Origin of the sequence: Streptomyces sp. NBC_00443, from assembly GCF_036014175.1 — a bacterium.
GTDB lineage: Bacteria > Actinomycetota > Actinomycetes > Streptomycetales > Streptomycetaceae > Streptomyces.
The window spans coordinates 5,810,748-5,824,584 of sequence record NZ_CP107917.1 but is presented as its reverse complement, the minus strand read 5'-3'; the positions used below and the strand labels follow the sequence as shown (position 1 = coordinate 5,824,584).

The following is a 13,837-nucleotide window of genomic DNA, read 5'->3' as shown; positions in this document are numbered from 1 at the left end:
CGGGGTGGGGGTGCGGCAGCACGCTAGCGCTCTCGAATCGGGCAAAGCGCCTGATCCGGGCGGGGGTTGCGGACCTTAGGGTGCGCTTAAGGAAGGGATCGGGGGCGGTTAAAGGTCGAGACCAATCTGCCCGGCCGGCGACGGCGAACCGAACCCCGGTGCCCCCTGCGCACCGGCGCCCGCGCGTCCAGCTGGATCCAGATCCGCACCTCGGTCCCGCCGAGCACCGACGAGCCGATCCGTATGTCCCCGCCCGTCGACTCCGCGAGCTGTCGCACGATGTCCAGCCCGAGCCCGGTCGACCCGGCGCTGCCCGAGCCGCGCCCGCGCGCCATCGCCGCCTCGGGGTCGGATATGCCGGGTCCGGCGTCCGAGACGAGCACGATCACCGCGTCCTCGCCGTTGTGCACGTCGACCGCGAACGCCGTGCCCTCGGCGGTATGCCGGAAGACGTTGCCGAGCAGGGCGTCCAGCGCGGCCGCCAGATCAGCGCGGGCCACGGGTATCCGCACCGGCCGGTCCACGCCGGCCACCCGCACCTTGCGGCCCTCGTCCTCCGCCAGCGCCGACCAGAACGTCATGCGCTCGCGCACCACCTCGGCCGCGTCGCACCCGGCGCCCGGACCCGCCGCCACCGTCTGCGGCTTGGCCTCCCGGGCCGTACGGATGATCGTGTCGACCTCGCGCTCCAGCTGGGCGACGGCGGCCCTGGTCTGCTCGGCGGCCGGACCGTCCCCGAGCGAGGCCGCGTTCAGCCGCAGCACCGTCAGCGGCGTCCGCAGGCGATGGGACAGGTCGGCCGCCAGCTCACGCTCGTTCGCGAGGAGTTGTACGACCTGGTCGGCCATCGAGTTGAACGCGACGGCCGCCAGCCGCAGTTCGTTCGGCCCTTCCTCGGGCACCCGGGCACCCAGCTTCCCCTCCCCCAGCTCGTGCGCGCCCTCGACCAGGCGCTGCGCGGGCCGCACCATCCGTACGCCGAGCCGGTCGGCGACCGCGACCGACCCGACGATCAGGGCGAGGCCGACCCCGGCGAGCACCGCCCAGGCCGTGGTGAGGCCGTTGGTGACCTCCGCCTCGGGGACGTACACCTCGACTACGGCGATCTCTCCGGTGCTCAGCGCGACCGGCTGGAGCAGCGTGGACCCGCCCGGGACCTCGGTGGTCGAGGCGCGGCCCAGCCGTCGTACGGTCGCGATGTCGGCGGCGGCGGCGCGCTGCCGGCCGAGGTCGACGGCGGGCGCGTCGCCGGAGGCCGGTATGTGCACGGCCATGCCCGCGTCCGACCCGGCCGAGGCGACGACCCGCTCCAGCTGGTCCCGGTCGGTGGTGATGGACAGCGCCGGGGCGACGGCGGCGGCCTCGCGCTCGGCGTTGGAGAAGGCGCGGTCGCGGGCCATCTCCCTGATGACCAGGCCGAGCGGGACGGCGAAGGCGACCACGACCATGACGGTGACCGCCAGGCAGACCTTGACCAGTGCCCATCTCATCGCGGCGGCTCCAGCTTCACGCCGACGCCCCGCAGGGTGTGCAGATAGCGCGGGCTGGCGGCTGTTTCGCCCAGTTTGCGGCGCAGCCAGGACAGATGGACGTCGATGGTCTGGTCGTCGCCGTACGACTGCTGCCACACCTCGGCGAGCAGTTCCTTGCGCGGGACGACCACCCCGGGCCGTCCGGCCAGGAAGGCGAGCAGGTCGAACTCGCGGCGGGTGAGGTCGAGGCTCGCGCCGTCCAACTCGGCCTGGCGGCGCAGCGGGTCGACGGTCAGGCCGCCTACCCGCAGCACGCTGGAGGGGGCCGCCTCGCCGCCGCTCGCCCGGGCCCGGCGCAGGACCGCGGACATCCGGGCCGACAGGTGCTCCACCGAGAACGGCTTGGTCAGATAGTCGTCCGCGCCCGCGTTCAGCAGCCGGACGATCTCCGCTTCGTCGTCCCGGGCGGTGGCGATGATCACAGGTACGTCCGTGATGCCGCGCAGCATCTTCAGGGCCTCGGAGCCGTCCAGATCAGGCAGACCGAGGTCCAGGATGACCACGTCGAAACGGAAATGGGCGACCTCGCGCAGCGCCTCCAGTGCCGTGCCGACGCTGCGCACCGTGTGGGTGGCGTCGGTCAGGTGCCGGATCAGCGCCGAGCGTACGAACTGGTCGTCCTCGACCACGAGCACACTTGCCATGCGCCGCACCGTACGCCATGCGGCCGAGCCCGGTCCGGGCCTGTGGACAACTCGCCCCCTGTGGACAACTCGGCGTCCAGGGGCGCCCGTGTGGCAACCGCGCGACACGTCCGGGACGCGTGAGGCAGTATGGCCCGCGATGCGCAGAGGACTCGTACACGTACTGGCTTGGTCGCTCGCCACGGGCGCGGCGGTCACGCTGTCGTGGTGGGGCGTCCACACGGTGATGGCCGGCACGGTGTACGACCGGCCGCGCGCCCTGCCCATCACGGCGGCGGACGGGACGACCCAGGAGTCGAAGCCGCTGGCGTCGTCCACGAACCGGCCGACCCCCTCGAAGACTCCCTCCAGTCCCTCGCCGAAGCCGACCGGGACGCCTCGCACGCCGGCCCCGTCGAAGACACCGCCGAAGAGCAGCGGCCCCTCCCCCACCACGTCCGGCCAGGTCAAGAGCTACGACACGGACGGCGGCCGCGCGGTCTTCGACATCGGCGAGACCTCCGCGACCCTCGTCTCGGCCACCCCGGGTGCGGGCTGGTCGATGCAGGTGTGGAAGACGGAGACGTGGATCCGGGTCGAGTTCGGCTCCGGCGCGGACCGGGTGTCGGTGTTCTGCACCTGGCACGACGGGCCGCCGCGGGTGGAGATCGGAACGTACTGACCGCCCCTGCGCCGGCGCCGAATCACCTGAAGACGGAGGCCGGCGGCGCCGGTGAGGCGACCGCCGCCGCGTCGGTGACGGCTGCGGCGCCGCCGGTGAAGTCGGTGAGGGACCTGCCGTGTTCGACCCGGCCCGGGTGCGGGTCGGAGGCGGCGAGGCGGGTCAGTTCGGCGATCGGGAGGGGCCGGTCTGCGGCGACGAGAACCGCGTTGCCGAAGCGTTTGCCCCGCAGCACCGTCGGGTCGGCGACCAGCGCGCACTCGGCGAACCGGGCGGCGGCGGTGGCGATCTGGCCGCGCAGATGCGCGAGCGGCGGCCCGTCGGCGAGGTTGGCGGTGTAGACGCCGCCGGGTCCGAGGACCCTGCGTACGTCGTCGAGGAACTCCGTCGAGGTCAGGTGGGCGGGGGTGCGGGCCCCGCTGAACACGTCGGCGATGACGAGGTCGGCCCATCCGTCGGGCACCTTGGCGAGCCCGTCCCGGGCGTCCGCCGACCGCACCCGGATCCGCGCGTTCGGGTCCAACGGCAGCTCCCGCCTGACCAGTTGGACGAGAGCTCCGTCCCGCTCGACGACCTGCTGGGTGGAGCGGGGGCGGGTGGCGGCGACATAGCGGGCGAGCGTGAGGGCCCCGCCGCCGAGGTGCACGGCCTGCACGGGTTTGCCGGGTGGGGCCACGAGGTCGATGACGTGCCCGAAGCGGCGCTGGTACGCGAAGGAGAGGTGGGCGGGGTCGTCGAGATCGACGTGCGACTGCGGAGCGCCGTCGATGAGGAGCGTCCAGGCCCGGGCGCGGTCCGGGTCGGGTATCAGCTCGGCGATCCCTCCGTCGACCTGTTCGACGACGGCATCGGCTGCGGCCGACCGGCGCCGGGCTTTCCTGGGCTTCCTCATGGGGTCATTGTCGCAAGTGGGCGGCGGTGCCGCCCGGGCAGCGGCGTCAGCTGCAGTTGTCGGCCGCCTCGATCAACCGCGCGGCCTCCCCCAGCGCCTTCCGCAGCACCGCGGGATCCGTCGCCAGGTCGGCGTCCCCGGGCGGCAGGAGCCAGTCCGAGCCCTCGACGGGCGGCTCGGGGTTCAGGTTCAGGCTCATCCCGCGGCCGTCGGTCTCCGTACAGGTGCTGCCGGGCACGTCCCAGGCGGCCGCTGTGCCCGGCGGGACCACGAAGCCCAGCGTGTCGCAGTCGTCGTCGTGCAGGACCGGGCCCACGGCTTCCCCGGTCGCGCCCCGCCGCAGGATGTCGACCGCCTCCAGGCCCTGCCGCGCCGGAACCGTGACAACGTCGCAGCCCGCCTCCGGCGGCTCGCTGCACTGTGCGGTCGGCGCGTGCCCCACCGTCGTCGACGGCGTATGCGGAGCGATGCTCTGGCTGGTCTCCATCCCGACCTCCACCACGGAACCCCTTTTGCAGTCCGAAGAGTTCAACGCGGCACGGCGTCAACGGCTACGGCGGAAGTCCGCCGCAAAGGATGGCAGTTCATGGCAGATCCTGCATGAGATATCCGTTTTGTAGCTAAACACTGCGTGGTGGCTCCGCTACAGCAGGTACGTTCATGCCCGCTGGAAGCAAGGGCACCACACGGATATTCGGCACAGATACCCGGTACGGAAATTCCGTTCAACTCGCCTCGATTCCGGCATGGTTCGACGGTTCGCACGAGAGGACCCGGCCATGGCGTCGTCAGAGCTGACCTCGTCCCAGTCCCCCAGGCCGCCACGGCCGAATTTCGCGTTCCGGCAGTTGCGCGGACAGCGCTCGCCGGCCGAGTTCGCCGCGGCGGTACGACGGGCCGCGCGCGAGATCGGCGAGCGGGTCAGCTGTGACGCGCGTTACGTCGGGCGGGTCGAGGCAGGCGAGATCCGCTGCCCCAACTACGCATACGAGCGGGTGTTCCTGCATATGTTCCCCGGCCGCACGCTCACCGACCTCGGCTTCGCGCCCCGCTCGTCCGTACGCGGACGCCGGGCGCTCGTCGACGAGGACGCGCCCCTCGTGCACATCACGAGCCCGGTGTGCGCCACGGGTGAGACGTGGGGGGCCCACGAGCCGTATGACCAGAAGGACTCGCTGAACCCGCAGGACCCGCAGGACCCGTACGCCGCGTACGCCGCATACGGAGCACAGCAGAACCACGAGAACGACGAGATCCACGAGGAGAGCGACGTGCTGCGTCGCGCATTCATGACCGGCGGGAGCGCCACGATGGCCGCCGCCTCGCTGGGCCCCCTGGGGCTCCCCATCGACGCCGCGGCCGCGGAACGCCCCGTCAGACGTGTCGGGGGCCGCGAGGCGGACGCGCTGGAGGAGGCCGTACGCCGCATCCGGTTGCTCGACGACCGGCACGGGGCCGACGGCCTCTACCGACGCGCGGCCGCTCCGCTGCGTGCCGCGTACGAACTGCTCGACGCCGGTACGACCCGGCAGGCGACCGGCGAGCGGCTCCACTCGGGCGCCGGTGAACTGGCCATCTCGGTGGGGTGGCTGGCGCACGACTCGGGGCGGTTCGACGACGCGCGCTCGCACTACGCGGAGGCGTTGGCCACCGCCCGGATGGCGGGCGACGCGGCGCTGGAGGCGCACGCCTTCTGCAACACCTCGTTCCTCGCGCGGGACGCGGGCCGGCCGAGGGAGGCCGTGCGGGCGGCGCAGGCCGCGCAACGCGTCGCGCGGCCCCTGGGCTCCTCGCGCCTGATGTCGCTGCTGGCGCTGCGCGAGGCCGGCGGCTGGGCGGGGCTCGCCGACCGCACAGGCTGCGAACAGGCCCTCGTCCGCGCGCAGGCCCTCTACGACCGGGGCCGCTCGGACGCCGACCCCGAGTGGATGAGCTTCTACGGAGAGGCCGAGCTGGAGATCCTGGAGGCGCAGTGCTGGTCGATGCTGGGCAACTGGCAGCGGGCCGCGCGGCACGCGGGGCGGGCGGCCCAGCTCCAGGACCCGCACTTCACGCGCAACATCGCCCTCTACACGGCGGAACTCGCGGACGACCTGGCCCGCGGCGGCCGTCCCGATGAGGCCGCGACGGCCGGGATGCGCGTCCTGGACCTCTTGGACCAGGTGCAGTCGTCGCGCGTGCAGACGATGCTGGCGGGAACGGCGCGGGTGCTGCTGCCGCACCGCAGGGCGCGTGGGGTGTCGGCGTTTCTGGAACGCCACGCGAGCGCGCCGCGCACGGCGTGATCGCGGGCCACACCGCCGGGAGCGCGCTATCCGGCGAGATGCCCCAAGTCGTTCCAGCTCTCGATCGCCGGCTCCCCGTAAGCCCACCCGAGTACTGAAAGCGACGTCGGGTTGAGCCGTATCCGGGCCGCGAAGTCGAGCGGCAGGCCCAGCCAGCGCGCGCCTATGGACCGCAGGATGTGCCCGTGCGCGAAGACCAGCACGTCACGGTCCTCCTCGCGCGCCCATGCCACCACCTCGTCGGCCCGGGCCGTCACCTCGGACAGGGTCTCGCCCTCGGGCACTCCGTCGCGCCAGATGAGCCAGCCGGGGCGGATGGCCTGGATGTCCGCCGGTGTCATGCCCTCGTAGGCGCCGTAGTCCCACTCCTGGAGGGTGTCCCAGGCACGCGCGCGTTCCCCGAAGCCCGCGAGTTCGCACGTCTCCCGCGCGCGTGACAGCGGGCTGGTGCGGATCTCGACCCCCGCCAGCCCGTCGTACGGCGCCCCGTGCAGGCGTTCGCCGAGCAGCTTCGCGCCCTGGCGGCCCTCCTCCAGGAGCGGCACGTCGGTCCTGCCCGTGTGCTTGCCGGACAGGGACCACGCCGTCTGTCCGTGCCGGGCGAGCAGGATGCGCGGTGCCATGAACGGGGCCTTTCCCGGGAGAAACGAGAAGCGGAACCCATCCATCATCGCGCACGCTGTGCCGGGGCAACCCGGTGGGCGATCTCTGCGTCTTGAGGGCCGGGGCGCCTGAAGGGGGCTCACGCATACACCGTAAAGTGGTACGACCGGTCAACCGGGCGCTGACAAGAAGGGGGAGGCGATCGGATGCCACACGCCGAGAGAGCTGGCGTGGAGGCGACGCCGCGGACCCGCCTGCGCTGGTGGACCGAGCTGCCGCTGATATTGCTGGTCTACGCCTGCTACTCGGCGGGCCGACTGCTCGCCCGGGGGGATGTCTCGCACGCCGTCGACCACGGCCTGGCGATCCTGGACATCGAAAAGGCCCTGTACCTGAACGCGGAGCACCCGCTCAACCGGCTCTTCACCGCCGAGCCCTGGATCGGCGTCCCGGCGGACTTCTGGTACGCGTCGCTGCACTACCTGGTCACGCCCGTGCTGCTGGTCTGGATCTTCAGGTCCCGCACCGTGCACTACCGCGCGGCCCGCACCTGGCTGATGACGTCGACCTTCATAGGCCTGATCGGCTTCACCCTGCTGCCCACCTGCCCGCCCCGGCTGCTCGCCGGGAGCTACGGCTTCGTGGACACGATGGCGCAGTACAGCTCGTACGGCTGGTGGGGCGGCGAGGCGAGCGCGCCCAAGGGCCTCGGCGGCATGACGAACCAGTACGCGGCCATGCCGAGCCTGCACGTCGGCTGGGCGCTGTGGTGCGGGGTGATGCTGTGGCGGTACGGCGGGACGCGCCTCACGAAGGTCGCCGCCGTCGCCTACCCCCTGATCACGACGATCGTGGTGATGGGCACCGCCAACCACTACTTCCTCGACGCGGTGGCAGGCGCCGCCGTCATGGGCGCCGGGCTGCTGCTGACGCCGTACGTCATACGGACAGCGGACCGGGTCCGGGCGCGCTTCGGGGCGGTGGCCGCACCGGTCCCGACGGCCTCCGTCGGCACGGTCACGAAGGGGGCCGGCGCCAGGGTCCCGAGCCGTGTCGGTGCCACGGTCACGAGCGGCTCTGCCGACGCTTCTTCCTCAATTGTCAGTGGCGGATGCCAGACTTCCGCGGGTGAGCGAATTCCACGGCAGCGCGAGTCCCGGTTCGGATCCGGAGCCGAGCCGAGTGCCTCTCCCCAGGACGCGGGGGACGGCGCTCCGGCACCGGCTCGCTGAGCTGCGCGGTCCCGAAGTCCCGGCCAAGGCGCTGGACGCACGCGCCCTGGCCGCCCTCGCCGCCAACCCCGGCTGCAAGCGCAGAGCGATCCTGGACGGCGCCGGGGTGAACAAGGCCGCGCTGGCGGGTGCACTGGGCTCGCCGGCGGTCTTCGGGCAGTCACAGTTCGCCTTCACACGCGGCAACGCCTTCGAGGCCAAGGTCAAGGCGGACGGCGGCGCGGAGCTGCTGCGCCTGGTCCACGAGAAGCTGGACCGCGGCGCCGAACCACCCGCCCACGCGCGGGTGCCCGAGCTCGTCGCGTCCGGCCCCGAGGGCCGCACGGCCCGTACGGCACTGGCGCTGCGCGAGGCCACCGAGACACGCGGCGAGTGGACGCTGCTCGACCACCCCATGCTCGCGCTGGACGTCGCCGGGTCGCCCGCCTTCCTGGAGCCGGACGCGGTCGTCGTGCACCCGGACGGCAGCTGGACGGTCGTGGAGATCAAGTCCTTCCCGATGCTGGACGGTTCCGCGGACCCGTCGAAAGTGGGCGCGGCCGCGCGGCAGGCGGCGGTCTACGTGATGGCGCTCGAGCAGATCGCCGACCGTCTCGGCGCGGAGCCGGAGGCTGAGGCTGAGGCTGACGTGCCCCGGAGGCAGGGCGCCTCGGACAGCGCCCCCGCCCCGCGCGTGCGCCACCGGATCCTGCTCGTCTGCCCCAAGGACTTCTCCAACCTCCCCACCGCCTCGGCCGTCGACGTCCGCAAGCAGCGCGCGGTGACCTCCCGCCAGCTGGCCCGCCTCACCCGCATCGAGGACATCGCCGACACCCTCCCGGCCGGCACCTGCTTCTCACCCGAGCTGCCCGAGGCCGACCTGACGGCAGCCGTCGAGTCGGTCCCGGCGGCCTACGCGCCCGAGTGCCTGTCCGCCTGCGAGCTGGCCTTCCACTGCCGCGCCCGCTCGCGCGCGGCCGGCGCGGTGACGTCGCTGGGTCGTTCGGTGCGGGCCGAGCTGGGCGGCCTGACGACGGTCGAGGACGTCCTGTCGGCGGCCCGTGGCGAGTCGGGCGACCCGGACGACCCGGCGGTGGCGGCCCTGCGCCGGGCCGCGCGGCTGCGCGCCGAGGCCCTCGGCCGCGACGCCCGGGATCTCGGCCGGGAATCCGATGCCTTCGGCGAGGAGGCGGTGGCCGCGTGTCACTGATCGCCACCCTCGCCCGCCTCGAGGCCGTCAGCACGGGCCGCGCCCAGCCCGCCGCCACCGTCCGGCACCGGCGCCTGTCCGAGCGGCCGCTGGTCTTCGTGCCCCTGACCACCGCCGGTGAGGCCGGCGCCCCGCTCGGCGCGCTGGTCGGCACGGACCGGGACGCCCCGCACCTGCTGGTGGTCCCGCAGCCGCGCGACCGGGACCTCAGGTTCGGCTTCCTGTCCGAGCTGGCGGACGTCGTCCTGCCGTACTTCGACGCCTTCGCCGAGGACGTCGAGGCCACCGAGCGCAACGAGACCGATCCGGAGACCGGCAAGCGGGTCAAGGTCGAGGTCGAACTGTGCGCGGACGCCCCGCAGTTGATCGTCCCCAGCCGCGCGGGCGTCGACTTCGTACGGCTCCTCGGCCGCTCCATGCGCTTCAGGCGTACGGCGGAACAGGACCCGGAGACCCCCTATCCCGCGCCCCCGCGCGTGCCGTTGCTCGGCCGCTGGCTGACCCACTTCGGCGAGCGGGCCCGCGTGCCGGGCTCCTCGCTGCTGCTGGCCATGACCGACGTACTGGCCCGGCACTGGGCGACCGGGCAGTCCACCCTGGAGGACCAGCACCTGGGCGCGCTGCTGGCGTGGATCGCCCCGCCGGAGGGTGAGACGGGCGCCGAGGCGGCACTGCGCGCGGAACTCGCGCGGGACCGCGACGGCCAACTGCTGTGCCCGCCCGCCGGTCCCGCCACCGATCCGGCCTTCGACAACAAACTGCTCGCCCCCGCCATCGAGCGCTACGACCGCGCGCGTACGGCCCTCGCCGCCGCCGAGGACGGGCTGGAGGCGGACGACCGGCTCGGGGACCTGACCGGCGCCGAACGGGAGATCCGCGCCCTCGTCGAGAGCCGGACCCGGCCCACCTGGGACGCGGTGTGGCGGGGCCTCGACCTGGTGCGCGAGCTGCCCGAGGCCGGGCGGGTCGAGGAGCGGTGGACCCGGGACCGCTGGTCGTTCACCGGCCACCGCGACCGTGTCGTGGCCGGCGAGCCGCCGCAGCCGCGCCGCGACGACGCGGTCACCGCCGCCAACAAGCTCGCCGCGCGCGAGCGCGAACAGGCCCGGCTGGAGGCGCAGGAGGCGCTCGACGACCCGCTGGTGATGGCGGGGCGGCGGCTGGCCGGGGAGGCGTTCGCGGGCGAGGTCACCGATGTCGTCATGGCGTACAGCGAGGGCAAGCGGCCCAGTCCGCGCCCTCTGGTCACCGTTCGCACGGATGACCGGCCGCATTTGGGCGAGCGCGCCAAGGTGTTCCGGTCGCTGGGTGGGAAGCCTCAGTCGGCGGAGTTCGTCGGCCACGAGGGGGACTTCGGGGACGACGGCGCGCTGATGGTGCTGCGGGTGCTGGACAAGATGGGCCGCGGCAAGGAGCCGGAGGAGGGGTCGGTGCCGGAGAAGGGCGATCTGGTCTGCTTCACGGTGTTCGAGCACGAGCAGCGCGGCGGCGCGAAGCTGCCCGACCCGGAGGAGACGCCGTGGACGCACGGCGGGCCGCCCGGGGAGCAGGTGCCCGAGGCCGCCGATCCGCTGACCCAGGAGGACGTCCTGTGACGGCCGTGTTCGACCCCGGCGCCGCGGCGACCGAGGCCACCCACGCGATCCTCCACGACACGCTGCACGGCACCGCGCGCGGTGTCGTCGTCGACTCCCCGCCCGGCGCCGGCAAGTCCACGCTCGTCGTCCGTGCGGCCCTCGAACTCGCCGACGCCGGGCGCCCGCTGATGGTCGTCGCGCAGACCAACGCCCAGGTCGACGACCTGGTGCTCAGGCTCGCCGAGAAGAACCCCGAGCTGCCGGTGGGGCGTCTGCACAGCAGCGACGCCGACCCGTACGACAAAGCGCTGGACGACCTGCCGAACGTACGCAAGTCGGCGAAGGCCGGCGACCTGAGCGGCCTCTCGGTCGTCATCTCGACGGCGGCCAAGTGGGCGCACGTCAAGGTCGACGAGCCCTGGCGGCACGCGATCGTCGACGAGGCGTACCAGATGCGCTCGGACTCGCTGCTCGCGGTGGCCGGCCTCTTCGAACGGGCGCTGTTCGTCGGCGACCCGGGTCAGCTGGACCCGTTCTCCATCGTCGGCGGCGAGCAGTGGGCGGGCCTGTCGTACGACCCCTCGGGGTCCGCCGTGACAACCCTTCTGGCCCACAATCCGGAGCTGCCCCAGCACCGTCTGCCGGTCTCCTGGCGCCTCCCGGCCTCCGCCGCGCCTCTGGTCTCCGACGCCTTCTACCCGTACACCCCCTTCCGCAGCGGCACGGACCACGGCGACCGCGGCCTGGCCTTCGCGGTCCCGTCGGACGGCTCGGGCCCGGACCGGGTGATCGACGAGGCGGCCCAGTCGGGCTGGGGGCTGCTTGAGCTGCCCGCCCGGCACACCCCGCGCACGGACCCCGAGGCGGTACGCGCGGTCGCGACGGTCGTACGGCGCCTCCTGGACCGGGGCGGCGCGGCGACGTCGGAACGCTCGCCGGATGCCGCACCCCTCACCGCCGACCGGATCGCCGTCGGCACGGCCCACCGGGACCAGGCGGCGGCGGTCCGGGCGGCACTGACCGAGCTGGGGGTGACGGACGTCACCGTGGACACGGCGAATCGCCTCCAGGGCCGCGAGTACGACGTGACCGTGGTCCTCCACCCCCTCTCCGGCCGCCCCGACGCCACTGCCTTCCACCTGGAAACGGGCCGCCTGTGCGTCCTCGCCTCCCGCCACCGCCACGCGTGCATCGTCGTGTGCCGGGCAGGGGTGAGCGAGCTGCTGGACGACTATCCGTCGACGGAGCCGGTGCAACTGGGGACGGTGGTGAAGTTTCCGGATGGTTGGGAGGCGAATCACGCGGTGTTGGCGCGGCTCGCCGAGCATCGGGTGGCGTGGCGGCCATGAGCGAAACAGCACACACACCACCCGGCCCTGCACACAACGCCACCCCTCCGCCGGACGGAGTCCGGCACGCCGCCGGAGGCGGCCGAATGAATACAGCCCGGATGGTTGGGAGGCGAATCACGCGGTGTTGGCGCGGCTCGCCGAGCATCGGGTGGCGTGGCGGCCATGAGCGAAACAGCACACACACCACCCGGCCCTGCACACAACGCCACCCCTCCGCCGGACGGAGTCCGGCACGCCGCCGGAGGCGGCCGAATGAATACAGCCCGGATGGTTGGGAGGCGAATCACGCGGTGTTGGCGCGGCTCGCCGAGCATCGGGTGGCGTGGCGGCCCTGCTAGGACCCGGCGGCCGTCCCTCTGACCTGCGCCCGATGCCCACTTGCGTGGGCGCGGGACAATGGACGGTGGGCCGGTCCGCTGGGGATGCCTCCGCTAGCGGGGGAGGGGGACGGTGACCTACGAGATCGGTGACGTACGAGGAGGACAAGACATGGCGGAGCCCACGCCGCGTCGGAACGAACCGCGGCTACGCCCCGCGCCCCTGCTCTTCGAGCCCGCGCAGGCGGCCTCCGACCCGGAGCACTTCTTCGACCTGGAGTCGATCGACGACCCGCGGGCTCTGCTGGCGCGGGCGACCGAGCTGACGCAGGCGTTCCGGGCGGCGACGGACCGTGCGATGGAGTTCCAGGCCATCGCGGCGGCCCAGCTGGAGGATCCCCGGCGCTTCGACCGGCTGACGCCCGCCGACATCGCCGCACAGGCCGAGTGGACCGAGGACTACGCCAAGAAGATGGTGGAGTTCGGCAGGGATCTGATGCGGGGGGTCGAGGGACCGGGGCACGTCGACCCGGTGTGACCGACGGGACCGACCCGGGCGCACCCTCCCCATGGCATATGCCAGGTGGGCGGGCAAGATACGCCCTCCCACCCCGCCCTGTCCCGGTTTCCGCGAACTCTCGGGAACGAAGCGCTCACCGTCGGTAGATGTATCTGCCATGAGCAGCACAAGCAACGCCCCGTTCTCGCCCGCCTCCGTCACCGCGGACGGCGCCGCCTGGCTCGCTTCCGCAGAACCGTATCCGCGCAGCACCCGGGCGCTCTGGGACGAGCAGCCGACGGCCCCCGTGGTCCTGGGCTGCGGTTCCGTCTTCGACGTCGTGAGCGCACCCGCGATCTTCGGCCGACGCATGGTCGACCGGCTCTGGGAGGAAGGCCCGGGATCGGGGCCGGTGGCGATGCTCCGAGGCCGGATGCTGCTGTTCGCCGCGCCCGGCACGGCCCAGCGGCTGCCTTCCCTGCTGCGGTGGGAGGAGCTCGGCCGCGTGGGCGACGTCCCGCCGCTCCTGTGCCACGGCACCGGAGACGCCGTGACCGTCCCGGGCGGGTCCGCCGCCGAGACCCCCTCGGGCTCCCGCTGGCTGGTCGCCCCCGACACCCGTAATCCCTGGTTACCGGGCCCCGAGGTACTGCTCTGGGCGGCCGTGCGGGCGGCTCGCGCTGCCGTTCGGATATCGATTTTTCCCCACCCCGATCAGGGTGCTAAGGTCTACGACGTCAGCAGGCGCCGCTAGCTCAGTTGGTTAGAGCAGCTGACTCTTAATCAGCGGGTCCGGGGTTCGAGTCCCTGGCGGCGCACAGACAGTGAAGGCCCCTCGCAGACGCGGGGGGCCTTCGCTTTTGACGATGGCTCTCCCGGTCCCGCAGGGGCGGCTGGGGGTCCGGGGGTTATCCCCCGGGGAATGCAGCATCAGCGGGTCCGGGGGTCGAGTCCCTGGCGGCGCACAGACAGTGAAAGCCCCTCGCAGACGCGGGGGGCCTTTCGCATACCCCCGGCGCACAACCCGCTCGCCGGGCGCACAACCAGCCGGCCC

Annotated in this window: 13 protein-coding genes and 1 tRNA gene; 9 read left to right on the top strand and 5 right to left on the bottom strand. The window is 73.1% G+C overall.

The features are described from left to right. Positions 1–86 precede the first annotated feature (86 nt). Positions 87–1,490: a sensor histidine kinase gene (locus OHO27_RS26445; protein ID WP_328427464.1), complete on the bottom strand. Its 1,404-nt coding sequence runs from the start codon at positions 1,488–1,490 to the stop codon at positions 87–89. Beyond that, positions 1,487–2,176: a response regulator transcription factor gene (locus tag OHO27_RS26440; RefSeq protein WP_328427463.1), complete on the bottom strand. Its 690-nt coding sequence runs from the start codon at positions 2,174–2,176 to the stop codon at positions 1,487–1,489. Before OHO27_RS26440 ends, OHO27_RS26445 begins: the two co-directional genes overlap by 4 nt. A gap of 139 nt (positions 2,177–2,315) precedes the next feature. Here OHO27_RS26440 and OHO27_RS26435 point away from each other — a divergent pair, with 139 nt between their 5' ends. Next, entirely contained in the window at positions 2,316–2,837 is a 522-nt protein-coding gene (locus tag OHO27_RS26435; RefSeq protein ID WP_328427462.1) for a hypothetical protein, read from the top strand. Positions 2,838–2,859: 22 nt separating this feature from the next. Here OHO27_RS26435 and OHO27_RS26430 read toward each other — a convergent pair whose 3' ends face one another. Together OHO27_RS26430 and OHO27_RS26425 are read right to left on the bottom strand one after the other, a co-directional pair. Then, the gene (locus OHO27_RS26430; RefSeq protein ID WP_328427461.1) at positions 2,860–3,729 is read right to left on the bottom strand and encodes a spermidine synthase; all 870 of its coding nucleotides are present in this window, start codon (positions 3,727–3,729) and stop codon (positions 2,860–2,862) included. Between the two features lie 46 nt (positions 3,730–3,775). After that, positions 3,776–4,216 carry a hypothetical protein gene (locus tag OHO27_RS26425; RefSeq protein WP_328427460.1) on the bottom strand — a complete coding sequence of 147 codons (441 nt, stop codon included), beginning with the start codon at positions 4,214–4,216 and terminating at the stop codon, positions 3,776–3,778. A 292-nt stretch (positions 4,217–4,508) separates the two neighbouring features. Between OHO27_RS26425 and OHO27_RS26420 the strand changes: the two genes are divergently transcribed. Then, positions 4,509–6,014 carry a hypothetical protein gene (locus OHO27_RS26420; RefSeq protein WP_328427459.1) on the top strand — a complete coding sequence of 502 codons (1,506 nt, stop codon included), beginning with the start codon at positions 4,509–4,511 and terminating at the stop codon, positions 6,012–6,014. A 26-nt stretch (positions 6,015–6,040) separates the two neighbouring features. Here the strand turns inward: OHO27_RS26420 and OHO27_RS26415 are convergent, their stop codons facing one another. Further along, on the bottom strand, positions 6,041–6,637 hold the full coding sequence (locus OHO27_RS26415; RefSeq protein ID WP_328427458.1) for a histidine phosphatase family protein: 597 nt from the start codon (positions 6,635–6,637) through the stop codon (positions 6,041–6,043). Positions 6,638–6,823: 186 nt separating this feature from the next. Here OHO27_RS26415 and OHO27_RS26410 point away from each other — a divergent pair, with 186 nt between their 5' ends. From OHO27_RS26410 to OHO27_RS26380, 7 genes are all read left to right on the top strand, one after another. Beyond that, on the top strand, positions 6,824–7,849 hold the full coding sequence (locus OHO27_RS26410; RefSeq protein ID WP_328427457.1) for a phosphatase PAP2 family protein: 1,026 nt from the start codon (positions 6,824–6,826) through the stop codon (positions 7,847–7,849). After that, positions 7,800–9,038 (top strand): hypothetical protein, encoded by a 1,239-nt coding sequence (locus OHO27_RS26405; protein ID WP_328427456.1) that lies wholly within the window; start codon positions 7,800–7,802, stop codon positions 9,036–9,038. The genes OHO27_RS26410 and OHO27_RS26405 overlap by 50 nt, the downstream gene beginning before the upstream one ends. Continuing rightward, a complete protein-coding gene (locus OHO27_RS26400; protein WP_328427455.1) occupies positions 9,029–10,633 on the top strand; it encodes a hypothetical protein in 1,605 nt (534 codons plus the stop codon). The genes OHO27_RS26405 and OHO27_RS26400 overlap by 10 nt, the downstream gene beginning before the upstream one ends. Further along, positions 10,630–11,964 (top strand): AAA domain-containing protein, encoded by a 1,335-nt coding sequence (locus OHO27_RS26395; protein WP_328427454.1) that lies wholly within the window; start codon positions 10,630–10,632, stop codon positions 11,962–11,964. Before OHO27_RS26400 ends, OHO27_RS26395 begins: the two co-directional genes overlap by 4 nt. 492 nt (positions 11,965–12,456) lie before the next feature. Next, positions 12,457–12,822, top strand: coding sequence for a hypothetical protein (locus tag OHO27_RS26390; RefSeq protein ID WP_328427453.1), 366 nt, complete (start codon positions 12,457–12,459; stop codon positions 12,820–12,822). A 139-nt stretch (positions 12,823–12,961) separates the two neighbouring features. Then, positions 12,962–13,537, top strand: coding sequence for a bifunctional DNA primase/polymerase (locus tag OHO27_RS26385; RefSeq protein ID WP_328427452.1), 576 nt, complete (start codon positions 12,962–12,964; stop codon positions 13,535–13,537). Next, positions 13,528–13,601 (top strand) — tRNA-Lys (locus OHO27_RS26380). The genes OHO27_RS26385 and OHO27_RS26380 overlap by 10 nt, the downstream gene beginning before the upstream one ends. Positions 13,602–13,837: the final 236 nt, after the last annotated feature.